This is a genomic window from Sphingorhabdus sp. EL138 (assembly GCF_945862485.1).
GTDB lineage: Bacteria > Pseudomonadota > Alphaproteobacteria > Sphingomonadales > Sphingomonadaceae > Sphingorhabdus_B.
This window is the reverse complement of record NZ_CAMAYF010000024.1, coordinates 16,002-30,632: the sequence shown is the minus strand read 5'-3', so window position 1 is coordinate 30,632 and position 14,631 is coordinate 16,002. Positions and strand designations below refer to the sequence as shown.

13 protein-coding genes and 1 pseudogene are annotated in these 14,631 nt (G+C 54.8%); 9 read left to right on the top strand and 5 right to left on the bottom strand.

All coding sequences use genetic code 11. The features are described from left to right. Positions 1 to 137: 137 nt before the first annotated feature. The 4 genes from glmS to glmU are packed head-to-tail and all read right to left on the bottom strand — an operon-like array spanning position 138 to position 4,050. Positions 138 to 1,961, bottom strand: a complete 1,824-nt coding sequence (gene glmS / locus Q0O33_RS09135; protein WP_295498606.1) for a glutamine--fructose-6-phosphate transaminase (isomerizing) — start codon at positions 1,959 to 1,961, stop codon at positions 138 to 140. 5 nt (positions 1,962 to 1,966) lie between these two features. Beyond that, positions 1,967 to 2,347, bottom strand: coding sequence for a type II toxin-antitoxin system VapC family toxin (locus Q0O33_RS09130; RefSeq protein WP_295498603.1), 381 nt, complete (start codon positions 2,345 to 2,347; stop codon positions 1,967 to 1,969). Next, positions 2,344 to 2,652: a ribbon-helix-helix domain-containing protein gene (locus Q0O33_RS09125; RefSeq protein ID WP_295498600.1), complete on the bottom strand. Its 309-nt coding sequence runs from the start codon at positions 2,650 to 2,652 to the stop codon at positions 2,344 to 2,346. Before Q0O33_RS09125 ends, Q0O33_RS09130 begins: the two co-directional genes overlap by 4 nt. A 39-nt stretch (positions 2,653 to 2,691) precedes the next feature. Then, positions 2,692 to 4,050: a bifunctional UDP-N-acetylglucosamine diphosphorylase/glucosamine-1-phosphate N-acetyltransferase GlmU gene (glmU, locus tag Q0O33_RS09120; protein WP_295498596.1), complete on the bottom strand. Its 1,359-nt coding sequence runs from the start codon at positions 4,048 to 4,050 to the stop codon at positions 2,692 to 2,694. Between the two features lie 121 nt (positions 4,051 to 4,171). Here glmU and Q0O33_RS09115 point away from each other — a divergent pair, with 121 nt between their 5' ends. The 8 genes from Q0O33_RS09115 (at position 4,172) to phoB (ending at position 12,318) form a co-directional block, all read left to right on the top strand. Continuing rightward, positions 4,172 to 4,840 carry an HAD hydrolase-like protein gene (locus Q0O33_RS09115; RefSeq protein WP_295498593.1) on the top strand — a complete coding sequence of 223 codons (669 nt, stop codon included), beginning with the start codon at positions 4,172 to 4,174 and terminating at the stop codon, positions 4,838 to 4,840. 115 nt (positions 4,841 to 4,955) lie between these two features. Beyond that, on the top strand, positions 4,956 to 6,203 hold the full coding sequence (locus Q0O33_RS09110) for an ATP-binding protein (protein WP_295498590.1): 1,248 nt from the start codon (positions 4,956 to 4,958) through the stop codon (positions 6,201 to 6,203). Positions 6,204 to 6,302: 99 nt separating this feature from the next. Continuing rightward, on the top strand, positions 6,303 to 7,355 hold the full coding sequence (locus Q0O33_RS09105) for a substrate-binding domain-containing protein (RefSeq protein WP_295498587.1): 1,053 nt from the start codon (positions 6,303 to 6,305) through the stop codon (positions 7,353 to 7,355). A 126-nt stretch (positions 7,356 to 7,481) separates the two neighbouring features. After that, positions 7,482 to 8,870: a phosphate ABC transporter permease subunit PstC gene (pstC, locus tag Q0O33_RS09100; protein WP_295498615.1), complete on the top strand. Its 1,389-nt coding sequence runs from the start codon at positions 7,482 to 7,484 to the stop codon at positions 8,868 to 8,870. Then, on the top strand, positions 8,863 to 10,128 hold the full coding sequence (pstA, locus tag Q0O33_RS09095; protein ID WP_295498585.1) for a phosphate ABC transporter permease PstA: 1,266 nt from the start codon (positions 8,863 to 8,865) through the stop codon (positions 10,126 to 10,128). Before pstC ends, pstA begins: the two co-directional genes overlap by 8 nt. Before the next feature lie 24 nt (positions 10,129 to 10,152). Beyond that, entirely contained in the window at positions 10,153 to 10,926 is a 774-nt protein-coding gene (pstB, locus tag Q0O33_RS09090; RefSeq protein WP_295498582.1) for a phosphate ABC transporter ATP-binding protein PstB, read from the top strand. An 11-nt stretch (positions 10,927 to 10,937) separates the two neighbouring features. Further along, positions 10,938 to 11,609, top strand: coding sequence for a phosphate signaling complex protein PhoU (gene phoU / locus Q0O33_RS09085; protein WP_295498579.1), 672 nt, complete (start codon positions 10,938 to 10,940; stop codon positions 11,607 to 11,609). 13 nt (positions 11,610 to 11,622) lie between these two features. After that, on the top strand, positions 11,623 to 12,318 hold the full coding sequence (phoB, locus tag Q0O33_RS09080) for a phosphate regulon transcriptional regulator PhoB (protein WP_295491557.1): 696 nt from the start codon (positions 11,623 to 11,625) through the stop codon (positions 12,316 to 12,318). Here phoB and Q0O33_RS09075 read toward each other — a convergent pair. Further along, positions 12,315 to 13,397, bottom strand: a pseudogene (locus tag Q0O33_RS09075) (porin). The gene phoB and the pseudogene Q0O33_RS09075 sit on opposite strands and share 4 nt — an antisense overlap. A 318-nt stretch (positions 13,398 to 13,715) precedes the next feature. Here Q0O33_RS09075 and Q0O33_RS09070 point away from each other — a divergent pair. Then, positions 13,716 to 14,618, top strand: coding sequence for an SDR family oxidoreductase (locus Q0O33_RS09070; protein WP_295498574.1), 903 nt, complete (start codon positions 13,716 to 13,718; stop codon positions 14,616 to 14,618). The last annotated feature ends 13 nt before the right edge of the window (positions 14,619 to 14,631 follow it).

Here is a 14,631-nt window from a genome sequence, read left to right as displayed (position 1 = left end):
GTACGCCCACCCAAAGCAGGATGCATATGATGATTATTTTGGCGAGCGTACTCATATGCCATCCATAAGGCTGCTTGGAGCCTGAGCAACGCTGATACCAAGCGAAAGTCTGCAGGGCGCGCGATCTTTGCGCACACTCACTCCACTGTGACTGACTTTGCCAAATTGCGCGGCTGGTCCACGTCCGTGCCCTTAGCGCAGGCGACGTGGTACGCCAGCAATTGCACCGGCACCGCATAAACCAACGGCGCGATCAGCGGATGGACGGTCGGCATTTCGATGGTGGCGAGGCAACCTTCGCCAGCTTCTGCTATGCCCTCGGCATCGGAAATCAGCACGACCTTGCCGCCCCGCGCGCGGACCTCTTGCATATTGCTGACGGTTTTTTCAAACAACGGCCCACTTGGTGCCAGAACGATGACCGGCACGGCTTCGTCGATCAACGCGATTGGCCCATGCTTCATTTCGCCCGAGGCATAGCCCTCGGCATGGATATAGCTGATCTCTTTCAGCTTGAGCGCACCTTCCATCGCCAGCGGATAATCCGGGCCACGGCCAAGGTAGAGCACGTCACGCGCTGGCGCGATCAAATGCGCCATCGCGGCGATGTCGTCATCATGTGCAAGGGCTGCATTCAACGCAGCGGGTGCCTCGATAAGATGACGCACAATCTCGCGTTCTTCCTCGGCGCTCAACTTACCCTTCACCAGCGCCAGATGCGCGGCCAGCGCAGCCAATACCGCAAGCTGGCAGGTAAATGCCTTGGTTGAGGCAACACCGATTTCGGGGCCGGCATGGGTGGGCAACAAAAGATCCGCCTCGCGTGCCATGCTGGATGTCGGCACGTTGACGACAACCGCGATGGTCTGGCCATTTTCCTTACAATGGCGCAACGCCGCGAGCGTGTCTGCGGTTTCGCCAGATTGGGAAATGAACAGCGCAAGGCCGCCTTCCTCCAACACAGGGTCGCGATACCGAAACTCAGACGCGACATCGATATCGACGGGCACGCGGGCGAAGGTTTCGAACCAATATTTCGCCACCATGCCGGCGTAAAAGGACGTGCCGCAGGCAACGATGGTAATGCGTTTGACGCCCGCCAAGTCGAAATCCATCTGCGGCAGGGCAACGGTTTGCTCCAACGGGCGAATATAGCTGGAGAGCGTTTGCGCGACCACGGTGGGCTGCTCAAAAATCTCTTTCTGCATATAATGGCGGTAATTGCCCTTCTCGATTTGCGCCGCAGATACGCCCGAGGTGGTTATTTCGCGCGTTACAGGGACATTGTCCTTATCGAAAATCTGCGCGCCATCGCGGGTAACTATGACCCAGTCACCTTCTTCCAGATAGGCAATTTTTTGCGTCAATGGGGCAAGCGCCAGCGCGTCGGATCCCAAATATGTCTCGCCATCACCATAGCCGACGACCAACGGGCTGCCGAGCCGCGCGCCAATCAGAAAATCGGGAAATTGCCGGAAGGCAATTGCAAGGGCAAATGCGCCGCGCAGACGCGGCAGCACCGCTTTGACCGCATCGGCAGGTGCACGCCCAGCCTCCACCTGTTCGGATACCAGATGCGCCACAATTTCCGTATCGGTCTCGCTTTCGAATGTGCGACCACGCGCCATTAATTCATCACGCAGCTGTTTGAAATTTTCGATGATGCCATTGTGGACCAAAGCCACTTCACCCGTGGCGTGCGGGTGCGCGTTGCTTGTGGTTGGCGCGCCATGTGTCGCCCAACGGGTGTGTGCGATGCCGATATCGCCAGCGGCATCATCGGTCTTGAGGACATTAACAAGATTGGCCAGCTTGCCCTCCGCGCGGCGGCGGATGAGTTGGCCGTCAAAAACGGTGCAGACGCCGGCGCTGTCATAGCCCCGATATTCCATCCGCTTCAGGCCATCGACCAGACGGTCAGAAACCGCAGATTTGCCAACAATTCCGATAATTCCGCACATAAACTCTAAACCTTATCTGGCGTGATGTAGGGGACGCGAATGCCCGGCATATTTGCCGGAAAGTCCCTCACATTGCGCGTCACTAAAATTGCGCCATGCTCTTGTGCCGACGCAAAAATTACAGCGTCCGGTAGTTTGAGCGAGCGTTTGTTGAACCGAAGGTCGGCAGCCCGTCGTGCGATCTCCGGCGATAACTCGCGTATGGAATAATTTTGCAAATAGGCTTCGGTTTCAGCTCGTGCTGGCACGGGCATGCCAGCGAGAACTTCAATCCACGTCATGCGGCTAATCCACTGACGCTTAGCGCGGCGAAGCTCTGCAAGTGCCTCGGGTCTTCTCGCCAACGCATCGATAATGATATTTGTATCGAAATAGATGTCGCTCACGCGGCGGCGTCTTTCTCATCGGTCAGCGGGCCATGTTGTGCAGGGTCATATTCCGGATCCCATTCGCGAACCCATTCCGCGCGCAGCCGGTTTTGATAATCCATGCCATCTTCTGTGAAGCCATATTTTGCCCACAAACCGAAGCCCGCCTCAAGCCAATCGCTATTACCGGATGCGGGCCCGTCCGCGCGATATGCCTCTACAGCCTCCCGCAAAACAGCCGCACGCGACTTGCCCTGTTCAGCGGCAAGTTGGTCAAGCCATTTGATGTCTTCATCAGGCAAATCGGCGAGGATACGAGTCATAATGATATACTGATATCATATCATGATATCATGTCAATTTTACTCATATGTCTTTTTTTCGGCGGCCTTCTTCTTCCGCATCGCATCGTGAAACCGATCCGCCCAGCCGGGCTTCACCAATTGTTCGGCGCGGACCATGCGGAGTTCGCCGTCGGCTAAGTCGCGGGATACGGCGCTGCCTGCGGCCACAATCGCATCGCGGCCGATTTTGACGGGCGCGATGAGGGCGCTGTTGCTGCCGATGAAGGCACCTTCGCCGATGACGGTTTGATATTTGAAGTAGCCGTCATAATTGCAGGTGATGGTGCCAGCGCCGATATTCGCGCCCGCGCCAATAGTCGCGTCGCCCAAATAGGTCAGATGATTGGCCTTTGCGCCCTTACCCAGATGCGCTTTTTTGGTTTCGACGAAATTGCCGATCTTGGCTTTTTCTTCCAAAACCGTTCCGGGCCGGAGCCGGGCAAAGGGGCCGATTTCGCAACCCTCACCGATTATCGCGCCTTCAATATGGCTGTTTGCGCGGATTTTTACATTGTCGGATATGCTGACGCCAGGGCCAAAAAAGACATTGGGTTCGATCAGGACATCGCGGCCAAGCTTCGTATCCCACGCAAACCAGACCGTTTCGGGCGCAATCAAAGTGGCGCCATCATCCATGGCTTGCGTCCGGCGGCGTTGTTGCCAGGCTTGCTCCATCTCGGCCAATTGCGCGCGGCTGTTGATGCCCGCGACCTTGTAGGGTTCGGTTGTCACAGCCACGCAAATCCGCCCATCTTCGCTAGCGATGTTGACGATATCGGTGAGATAATATTCCTTTTGCGCATTGTTGTCGGTGACGCGATTCAGAAGCGGGAACAGGTCGCGGGCTTTCACCGCCATCAGGCCGGAATTCGAGAGCTTCACCGCTTTTTCCGCGTCATTCGCATCTTTTTGCTCAACCATTTTGATGATGCGACCATCTTCAACGATTACGCGGCCATAGCCGGTTGGATCTTCTGGCTCGAACGCCAACACGACCACCGCTGGCGCATCAGCGGCGTTCAAACGCTCGACCATCGCCTGCATAGTAGCGGTCGGTACGAAGGGCACGTCACCATAAAGGATAAGGACATCGCCATCAAACCCCGCCAGAGCGCCTTGCGCCTGCTGCACGGCATGGCCAGTGCCAAATTGGGGTTCTTGCACCGCAAGCTCTGCCGAGCCTGCCAGAGCGGCCTCAAGCTGCGCCTTACCGCTGCCGACCACCACAATCTTCTTGCTCGGGTTTAAGGCGTCGACCGATGCCATTAAATGCATCAGCATTGGCCGAGCGGCGATGGGATGCAGCACCTTGTGCAAGTCGGATTTCATGCGCGTGCCTTTGCCCGCGGCGAGAATGATGGCGGCTAATTCAGTCATAATTAACATCATGCCAGCAAATTGTTGCGGTTTCCAGAACAACACTTCAATCGTGGAACATATTATAATCGGTTCGGTTCGAGCGCAGTCGAGACACCGACAGAATATTGGGGAGCTTGGCTTGAAATTTCCTTTCGATATCGTTGGCTTTGACCTGGACGGCACATTATTGGACACCAGCGGCGATCTGGCGGCGGCGGTCAATCATGTATTGGACAGCGTCGGCAGGCCGCAACTCTCGCCGGAAACGGTGAAACAATATATCGGTGGCGGCGCAAAGCTGATGCTGCAACAGGGTTTGGAAGCGACTGGCGGCATTCCCGACAATGATTTCAAGCCGCTCTATCGGCAGATGCTGACTTATTATGAAACCAATGTTTCTGTGCACAGCCGACCCTTTGATGGCGCTTTGGCGGTGCTGGATGCGCTTGACGATATGGGCGTGCGTTATGCGGTCGTGACCAACAAGTTCGAGAATCTCGCCCTGAAATTGCTCACGGACCTAAATTTGGCGCACCGCATGGGATGCATCTTGGGCGCAGATACTTTAGGTAAGGAAAATGCCAAACCTTCGGGCGCACCAATCTTTGAAATGATCAACCGCTGCGGCGGCGGACGGGCGGCATTTATCGGCGATTCCATTTACGATATGATGGCGGCGAAGAATGCCAACGTCCCAAGCGTGGCCGTTAGCTTCGGGTTTTTGCACGGGCCGGTCGAGGATATGGGCGCGGACGCAATTATCCATCATTTTGACGAACTTCTCGATTGCCTAAAAGGCATGGGGTGAAATTAGGTCACGGAAAGGGCGCTGGGCTGTCTAGATTTTTCCATCGGCGTTGCTTGCACCAAATCGCTGCGTCTATATGTGGGACGATCTCACAGGAATTGCACCAAGGTACAAAGTGAACAGTTGGTTGTCGCCTCGCATAATTGTTGCCTTTGCCTTGGCATTTGTCGGGGCCATATTCGCTGGCCAAATGGCGGGATCCGCCGAACGCGTTCTTGTTATTTTCGTCTCATTGTTGGTTGCGTTATTCATTGTCGCTGATCCGCATGACCGCGAAGATGCATTGCAACAGACCGTGAAGTCGGCAGCAACGGATACAGAAGTCCCGGCGATTAGCTCACATCCCCAATTGCAGGCATTCATCGATTCATCTGCTGATGCCATATTGATGGTGGAAAATGCCCGCGTAACCGCTGCCAACCAAGTTGCGCTGCGTTTGCTTGGTGCAAATATTGTTGGCCAAAATGTGCGTATGGCTTTCCGTCATGCAGGCGCAATTGAACGGCTGTCCGACCCAGATGCCCAGCACAGCGGACACCCGATTCGGTTGGCCGGTATTGGCCAGAAGAACCAATTGTGGGACATGCGGATTCAGACCATGGGTCCATCGCAGAAAATCGTGCATCTTGCCGACCGCAGCGGAACGCAAGCAGCCGAAAAAATGCGCGTCGATTTTGTCGCCAACGCCAGCCACGAATTATTGACACCTTTGGCCGCTATCAAGGGCTTTATTGAAACGCTGGATAATCCAGCGGCGGGTGATGACGTCGCCACGCGCAGCCGGTTTCTCGGCATCATGGCCACGGAGACCGACCGGATGCAGTCGCTTGTTCGAGACCTGATGTCGCTGAGCCGGATAGAGGCCGAAAAATATGACCCACCGCAAACGCCAGTCGATTTTTCCGACATCGTCATGGAAACCGTTGAGCAGTTACGCAACAGCCAAAAGGACCGTGGCACAGATATCGTGGTCGACGTAACGACAGATCTGCCACCTGTTATGGGGGACGCTGGACAATTGCGGCAGTTGGCGAGTAACATTTTGAACAACGCGCTGAAATATGGTCGCGCCGGTACGCCCGTAACTGTCTCACTGATGCGTTCGCGATCTGGCGCAATGATTAATTTTACGGTGGCGGACGTGGGAGACGGCATTGCACCTGAACATCTGCCACGCCTAACCGAACGTTTTTATCGTGTAGATTCAGGGCGAAGCCGCTTAGTTGGCGGAACGGGCTTAGGCTTAAGCCTCGTCAAACATATCGTGGATCGGCATCGCGGGCATCTGGAAATCCGCAGCACAGTCGGCAAAGGCACGACTGTGGCGATATTGTTACCGGTTGCGCCAACAGGACCGTCATAATAATGTAATACAAGAGTCATTTATCAGCCATTCGGGTCGTCTAATGGCCCTGATAAGTGTAGTTTAAACCGCGCCAAATCCACTATGGGGACTGCCAATATGTTGAAGAAATTATCGCTCATGGCCGTAAGTGCACTCGCGCTGTCGGCATGTAATGACCAAGCCAGCACCGGCGGCGCTGCGGGTGGCTCGCGTCAGGAAATCCGGATTGTGGGTTCTTCGACCGTGTTTCCATTTGCGAAGGCCGCATCCGAGGCATTTGCAAAGGCAGACCCATCGCGCAAATCACCCGTACTCGAATCGACTGGCACCGGCGGCGGTATTGAGCAGTTCTGCAAGGGTGTTGGCGCAGATACGCCCGATATCGTAAATGCCTCGCGTCGCATGAAAAAGAGCGAGTTCGATAACTGCCAAAAAAATGGCGTGAAGGACGTGATCGAAGTTCAGGTTGGTATTGACGGGCTTGCGCTTGCGCAGTCGAACGAGGGCGTGAAGTTCGCCTTGTCCACCGCCGATGTCTACAAGGCGCTTGCCGCCAACCCCTTTGGCAAACCACAAACCGCCAAGCTTTGGTCTGACGTCAACCCTGCCCTGCCGAAATTGCCTATTTCAGTCTATGGCCCGCCAACGACCTCGGGCACACGCGATTCTTTCCATGAACTGATCATGGAAGCTGGCTGCAATACCGATGCCGCAACAAAAGCGTTGAAAGATAGTGACGAAGACAAATTCAAGGCAATATGCACCGAAGTGCGCACAGACGGTGCGTTCAAGGAACAGGGCGAAAACGACAATCTGATTGTGCAGAAGCTTAGTTCCAACCCGAACATGGTCGGCGTCTTCGGCTATAGCTATATGGAAGAAAATGCATCGAAGGTGCATGGCATTACCATGAACGGTGTAGTACCAACCATCGCCACGATTTCAGATGGCAGCTACCCCGGCGCGCGCAAGATGTTTATTTATGTAAAGAAAGCGCATGTCGACAAAATTCCGGGCATTAAAGATTTCGTCCTCGAATTCTTGAAGGGCGGTGTCGTCGGCGGATATCTGACAAAATTGGGCATGATTGCGTCAAGTGATGCCGACTATAAGACTGCAAGCGACTCTGCGACAGGCCTGACCGCAATGACGGGCACGGATTTGAAATAAAAGTGCAACAATGATGGCGTCTATGGGCTTGGATCGAATCTCTGGTTGATCCAAGCCTATGCCATTTTTGGGCGCTGTGTATGACGGGTTTCGGATCATCTGGTCCAAGGGAGCATGGATAAGTTTATGACTGGAACGGCATTGCTCTTCCTTGTCCTTGGTCTCGGCCTGATTGGTTGGATCGCTGGGCGTGCGCGTGCCGCTACGTTTGTACGCAGCGCAAAAAATGGTCCGCGCGGCACCGTAAACAGCCTGCCTTATTATCACGGCTGGTTTGTCGCGATCTGCGCCATAGCGCCTGCGCTTGTTTTCATGTTCATCTGGCAATCGATTTCCCCGTCACTGGTGACCAACATGGTGCTGTCTGCCCCTGCGGCGGCTGACTTGCCCCAAGAAGGTTTTGCGCGCGCTGCGATCTTGTCGGAAGCGCGGGCGATTGCACAAGGTTTCCAAACAGCTGCGTTTCAGGATGAAAGCGAAAAGCTTGTTCCTTTATATGCCAGCGCGTTGTCTTATTATAAATGGATTGGCGTGGCCGCGACATTATTGCTGCTCTTCGCCGGCGGCGCTTATGCATTCACCCGCATCAAGCCCGACTTCCGCGCCCGCAGCAAGGTCGAACGCGTTGTCATGTTCGGGTTGCTGGTCGCATCCTTGATTGCCATTCTTACGACGCTGGGGATTTTTGCCTCGTTGATTTTTGAATCATGGCGTTTCTTCTCGATGGTATCGCCATTTGAATTTTTGTTTGGTACCGAATGGAACCCGAAATCGGTTGTGACGCCTGGGGCCGAAAATGGGTATGGCGCGATTCCGTTATTCTGGGGCACGATTTTCATCGGCGCGGTCATCGCGATGATTGTCGCCATTCCATTGGGGTTAATGAGTGCGATTTTCTTAACGCAATATGCGTCCGCGACAGTGCGTAAATGGATGAAGCCGATCCTCGAAATCCTCGCAGGTGTGCCAACCGTGGTGTATGGATATTTTGCCGCGTTGACCGTGGCACCTGCTGTGCGAGACTTTGCAGTCTTGCTTGGCGTTAGCAATGCTGCGTCCGACAACGCCTTGGCGGCTGGTATCGTCATGGGCGTCATGATTATTCCATTGGTGTCATCCATGTCCGATGACAGCATCGCCGCCGTGCCCAATGCCATGCGCGACGGCAGCCTCGCCATGGGCGCCACCAAAAGCGAAACCATCAAACAGGTTTTGTTGCCTGCGGCACTGCCCGGAGTCGTCGGCGGTGTCTTGCTCGCCGTGAGCCGCGCCATTGGCGAAACCATGATCGTGGTGATGGCGGCGGGTTATACGGCCAACCTCACCGCCAACCCGTTTGCAACCATCACCACCGTAACCGTTCAGATTGTCGCGCTTTTGACCGGTGACCAGGATTTTGGAAGCCCGCATACACTCGCGGCATTTGCGCTGGGCCTTGCATTGTTCGTGACGACATTCTTCCTCAATTATGTCGCTTTGCGTGTCGTGAAAAAATATCGGGAAGCATATGAGTAACGCCATCATGAATCCGACGCCCACCGACTGGAACGGCCAAATCATGCAGAAGCGCATTGCGCGACGCTATGCGGCCGAGCGTCGCTTTAAGGCAATGGGCTTTCTGGCTGTTGCCTTGTCGACTTTGTTCCTTGCCTTTTTGCTGTTCACGATGCTGGGCCAAGGCTTGCGTGGTTTTCAGCGCACGGAGATCGCGGTCGATTTTGACTTTCCCGCTTTAACGTCCGGCACAACCGCTGCTTCGATCAGCGGCCCCAACGCCGATGCTGCGCTCAATTCGATGGATGTTCCCGGCATTGTCGAACTTGCCATCAGCCAGCAATATGGCGAAATCAGCGAGGGTCTTTTGACCGCTGGTGCTGCAGGCAATGTGCGGCAGATGCTGATTGATGATACAGCTTTGGTCACGGGCAAGCAGCAACTTTGGTTGCCCGTGGACTCGCGATTGGATGTCGCGTTCAAGCGCGCTGGGGAGCCTGCAGCCGAACAGACAGTCTCCACTCTGGCGCAAAAGGATGCGTTGCGCACTGGCTTTAACTGGACGTTTTTGACAGGCGCCGATGCAACAGACCCATCGGCGGTGGGCATCTGGGCGGCGTTCAAGGGATCGCTTATGACCATGGCGATTACCCTGATGCTTGCCTTCCCAGTCGGCGTATTAGCGGCTTTATATCTTGAGGAATATGCCACCAAGAATAAGCTGACCGACATGATAGAAGTGTCGATCAACAATTTGGCGGCGGTCCCGTCGATCATTTTTGGTTTGCTTGGGCTTGCGGTGTTCCTCACCCTGTTCGGCATGCCGCGATCGTCGGCATTGGTTGGCGGCTTAACGCTTGCTTTGATGACGATGCCAGTCATCGTCATTGCGGGCCGCAATGCGGTCAAGTCCGTGCCACCGTCCATCCGTGAAGCGGCATTGGGCATTGGAGCCTCGCCTGTGCAAGTCGTGTTCCACCATGTTCTTCCGCTTGCCCTTCCGGGCATACTAACCGGTACCATTATCGGCATGGCGCGTGCCTTGGGTGAAACTGCGCCGCTGCTGATGATTGGCATGCGGGCCTTTATCCCAGCTGCGCCCCAAGGTTTCACCGACGCCACAACCGCTTTGCCAGTGCAGATTTACCTCTGGTCGGATGAGGTCAATCAGGGCTTTGTCGAAAAAACCAGTGCCGCAATCATTGTGCTACTGATATTCTTGTTGGGCATGAACGCCCTTGCCATCTATCTTCGCAACCGTTTCGAAACGCGTTGGTGACCTATGAACAAAAAGGACGTTAATGTGGGCGTAACCCCGGGAATAGCCAAAATATCCACACGCAATGTGAATGTTTATTATGGCGACAAGCAAGCCATTAACGACGTTTCGATCGACGTTGATCGGGAAAATGTGACGGCGTTTATCGGTCCATCCGGCTGCGGAAAGTCGACATTTCTGCGGTCTTTGAACCGGATGAACGACACCGTCGCAGGGGCCCGCGTGGAAGGCCAGATACTGCTCGACGGGGAAGATATTTATGCATCTGGCATGGACGTGGTGCAATTGCGTGCGCGCGTCGGCATGGTGTTTCAAAAGCCAAATCCATTCCCGAAATCAATTTACGACAATGTCGCTTATGGTCCACGTATCCACGGTCTCGCCAGCGGAAAGGCCGAGTTGGATCAAATCGTCGAGACGTCACTCACCCGCGCTGGATTGTGGACCGAGGTCAAGGATCGCCTAAGCGAGAGCGGAACGGCGCTCTCCGGCGGTCAGCAGCAGCGTCTATGCATTGCCCGCGCCATTGCGGTGGACCCTGAAGTCATACTGATGGATGAACCTTGCTCCGCGCTTGACCCGATCGCCACGGCGCGGATTGAAGAGTTAATTCACGACCTGCGCGGAAAATATGCTATCATCATCGTGACCCACAATATGCAACAGGCCGCTCGCGTTTCGCAACGCACTGCCTTTTTCCATTTGGGCCATTTGATTGAATTTGGCGAAACATCCGACATATTTACCAATCCACGCGAAGACCGCACCAAAGACTATATAACAGGCCGTTACGGTTAGGACATTGCGACATGAGTACGGGCACAAGGCACACTATCACTGCGTTTGACGACGATATGGACGAGATCCGTGGGCTCATTGCCGAAATGGGTGCGCGGGCCGAAGCTGCGGTCATTGCCGCGATGAAGGCGTTGCGCGAGCATGATACGGACACAGCCGCAACGATCCGCGCCGAAGACAAAATCATCGACGTGCTCGAAACCGAAGTAGAACGATTGGTCGTCCGGACCATTGCCTTGCGCGCACCCATGGCGGATGATTTACGTGAGCTCATCGCCGCGCTCAAAATGTCAGCTGTCATTGAACGCATTGGCGATTATGCCAAGAATATCGCCAAGCGGGTGCCGCTGATGAGCGGCAAAATTCCTTCCTCCGCGCTGGAGCAATTGGGCCGCATGGGCGAAATCGTCGTTGAAATGATCCGCACCGCGATGGACGCTTATGCCAAGCGTGACGTCGATCTGGCGCGCGCAGTTACCATTCGCGATGATGTGGTGGATCAGCTGAACAAGGATTTGTTTGTCGATTTCGTCGCTTATGTCGTCAAAAACCCCGCAAACGCGACAGAAGTTGCGCATTTGCTGTTCACCGCAAAAAACCTCGAACGAATTGGCGATCACACGACCAATGTGGCGCAAATGATTTATTTTACCGAAACGGGTGAAAACCTGCCTGACGCTTAAAGCGGAGAGATATATGCCCAAGGCGCAATTGCTATTGGTTGAAGACGACAGTGCGCTTGCCGAGTTGGTCCGCTGGCATTTTGAGCGTGAGGAATTCGATGTCCAACACACTGGCGACGGTGAAGAGGCGCTTTTGATGGCCAAGGAGCGCACACCTGATTTGGTGTTGCTCGATTGGATGCTCGAGAATTTATCCGGCATCGAAGTATGCCGCCAATTGCGCAAGTCGGACAACACCGCCAATGTTCCCATCATCATGCTTACCGCGCGCGGCGAAGAGGATGATCGGATACGTGGGCTAGAAATCGGTGCCGATGATTATGTCACCAAGCCGTTTTCACCACGCGAACTCGTTGCCCGTGCCAAAGCGGTGTTGCGTCGCGTCCGCCCTGCCTTGGCTGGCGAAGCCTTGCGCTTCGGCGATGTCGAAATGGACACCGTGGCGCATAAGGTGAAACGCGGCGGTAAGCAGGTTCCATTAGGGCCTACCGAATACCGGTTGCTCAAACATTTCCTTGAATATCCTGGCCATGTCTTTTCGCGTGAACGCTTGCTCGACAGCGTATGGGGCCATGACAGCGACATCGAAATCCGTACGGTAGATGTTCATATCCGCCGTCTGCGCAAAGCCTTGAACGAAGGCTTTGATAGCGACATCATCCGAACGGTGCGTTCGGCGGGTTATTCGCTTGATCAGGACGCCGTCTAAAACGAAATCTGGCCGCGCACACCAATCATGTCGACGCTGTAGGAACGATCTCCAACAACGGCGATGGCTGCGTTGGTGTATTTCAACTTGGTATATTGACCCATAAGGCGAAAATGCGCGGCTGGCGTCCATATAAGCGACGCGAGATAAGCATTTTGCGTGCCGCCTAGGATTGTCCCGCTGCTAAGGTCCAAATAATCATAGCGCAGGTTCAACTGAACAGCACCAAGCCCGCCACCGCCGATGGGTTTGCGGGGGTTGATCGTGCCAAACATGCCCCCATTTAACGGGCGGCTGTCTTTGGTCAGGAAGAACCCAACCTCCGCATAAGCGCCGAAAAAATTCGGGTCGTGAAGGTTCTCACGCTGCGCCTTTAACTAATGCGCTTCTGACGCGAAATGGAAGTGGCCTTGAACCGCGGCCGCCTCCATTCCAAAGCGATGCTCTTTCACGACGGCCAAGGCTGGCGTCCCGATATAACGCGTTTCGGTAATACGCAACGCTGGCCGGCTTCGATATAGCGTTGATGCCATCTGAAAATCATTCAGCTCGCGCCAATGATATGCCGCGCCGAAATGCAGCTTTGTTTTCGCCAGTTGCGGTGACCAATATGTGCGCACGTCGACCGATTTGCTGTTCGTTTCCACATCATCCGGCCGCACCAGCGGATCGGTATAAACCCCGCCGGATATTGCCCAATCGCCTGCGACATAATGTCCGGAAATCCCCGTGCGCCGTGTATAGCCAAAGGCACTGACAAACGCAGCGCGTTCCAGAAAGCTCGTGTTGAGATCACTGCTTTCTTGATCGAGCGGAAACTGCGCCTTTTGTTGGCCCAATATGACTTTCACATTCTTGCCGGTCCACTGCAGATAGGCATCAGTCAATTCGATAGGATCAGCGGTAAACTCGGTTTCAACCCGCGCCGAAAAACCATGCGGCATGGCCAGATCGACCCCGATCCGCGCGCGCCGGACATCTTGGAAATTTCCCACACCCGCCAAGCCATCGGGCCCGCCTATACTGGCAACATCATATTGCACGCGCCAACGCGGCCTTAGCTGCCACTCTGATGCCATTTCTGCGGCCTTGGAAGCATAAATATCGGCCGATGGCTGGGCGTCATCCGCCGACTGCGCAAACGCAGGCGCGGACAGGCCAAGCCATATCAGCGTCGCAATCGCGGCAGTAAAACAGTAGGAATTCACGCCAATTTCCTTGGTGGGTTCATCAACCGATGACGCGTGGGAAGCAATTTGGTACCAGATCCATTAAGATTAAATTCCGTCTTTGTAACAATTTTTCACCCTTGCTTTACGCTTGCGTCAAGTGACTAGCCATGCCAAAACGCGAGCAAATTTCACGGCTCTGTCCGTTATACATACTGGAGATAGGGAATGACCATCAGTTTTAAAGATAAAGTCGCAATTGTGACAGGCGCGGGCGGCGGTTTGGGCAAGGCCTATGCACTTGAACTCGCCAAGCGCGGTGCAAAAGTGGTGGTCAATGATCTGGGCGGTGCGCGCGATGGCACAGGCACGTCCGACGCAGCAGCGCAAGTCGTTGAGCAGATCAAATCTGCTGGCGGCGAAGCGATGGCCAATGGCGGCAGCGTTACCGAATATGAACAAATGGTCGAAATGGTCGCTAAGGCGAAAGAGGCCTTTGGCGGCGTACACATATTGATCAACAATGCAGGTATCTTGCGCGATAAGAGCTTTGCCAAAATGGATATGCCTGATTTTGACCTCGTGCTTCAGGTCCATGTCATGGGTTCGGCCAACTGCACCAAGGCGGTGTGGGACACGATGCGTGACCAAGCTTATGGCCGTATCTTGATGACGACATCATCCACGGGTCTGTACGGCAATTTCGGTCAGGCCAATTATGGCGCAGCGAAGCTTGGCCTTGCTGGCTTTACCAAGACGCTGCATTTGGAAGGTGCGAAATATAATGTCCGCGTAAACTCGCTGGCGCCCGTCGCTGGCACGCGCATGACCGAGGATATCTTCCCAGAAGGCCTGTTCGAGCAATTCACCCCCGAAAATGTCGTTCCGGCCGCGCTCTATCTGGTTAGCGAAGATGCGCCGACGAACATGATTATCGGTGCTGGCGGCGGTGGTTATCACGCCGCTTATGTCACTATGACACCCGGCGTCGCGCTGCGTCAGGAAGACCGCAATGTCGAAGGTTTCGCCGCAGCATGGGACAAGATCATCGACCGCACCGGCGAAACGGTGCCGCAATCAGGCGGCGAACAATCGATTGCCGTCATGAAGGCGTTGCAGGCCCTCGGCTAAGGCACCCCAATAT

Coding starts and splice junctions, on each gene's coding strand:
- glmS (WP_295498606.1), bottom strand. CDS start 1,961: ATGTGCGGAATTATCGGAATTGTTGGCAAATCTGCGGTTTCTGACCGT.
- Q0O33_RS09125 (WP_295498600.1), bottom strand. CDS start 2,652: ATGACTCGTATCCTCGCCGATTTGCCTGATGAAGACATCAAATGGCTT.
- glmU (WP_295498596.1), bottom strand. CDS start 4,050: ATGACTGAATTAGCCGCCATCATTCTCGCCGCGGGCAAAGGCACGCGC.
- Q0O33_RS09105 (WP_295498587.1), top strand. CDS start 6,303: ATGTTGAAGAAATTATCGCTCATGGCCGTAAGTGCACTCGCGCTGTCG.
- pstC (WP_295498615.1), top strand. CDS start 7,482: ATGACTGGAACGGCATTGCTCTTCCTTGTCCTTGGTCTCGGCCTGATT.
- pstA (WP_295498585.1), top strand. CDS start 8,863: ATGAGTAACGCCATCATGAATCCGACGCCCACCGACTGGAACGGCCAA.
- phoU (WP_295498579.1), top strand. CDS start 10,938: ATGAGTACGGGCACAAGGCACACTATCACTGCGTTTGACGACGATATG.
- phoB (WP_295491557.1), top strand. CDS start 11,623: ATGCCCAAGGCGCAATTGCTATTGGTTGAAGACGACAGTGCGCTTGCC.
- Q0O33_RS09070 (WP_295498574.1), top strand. CDS start 13,716: ATGACCATCAGTTTTAAAGATAAAGTCGCAATTGTGACAGGCGCGGGC.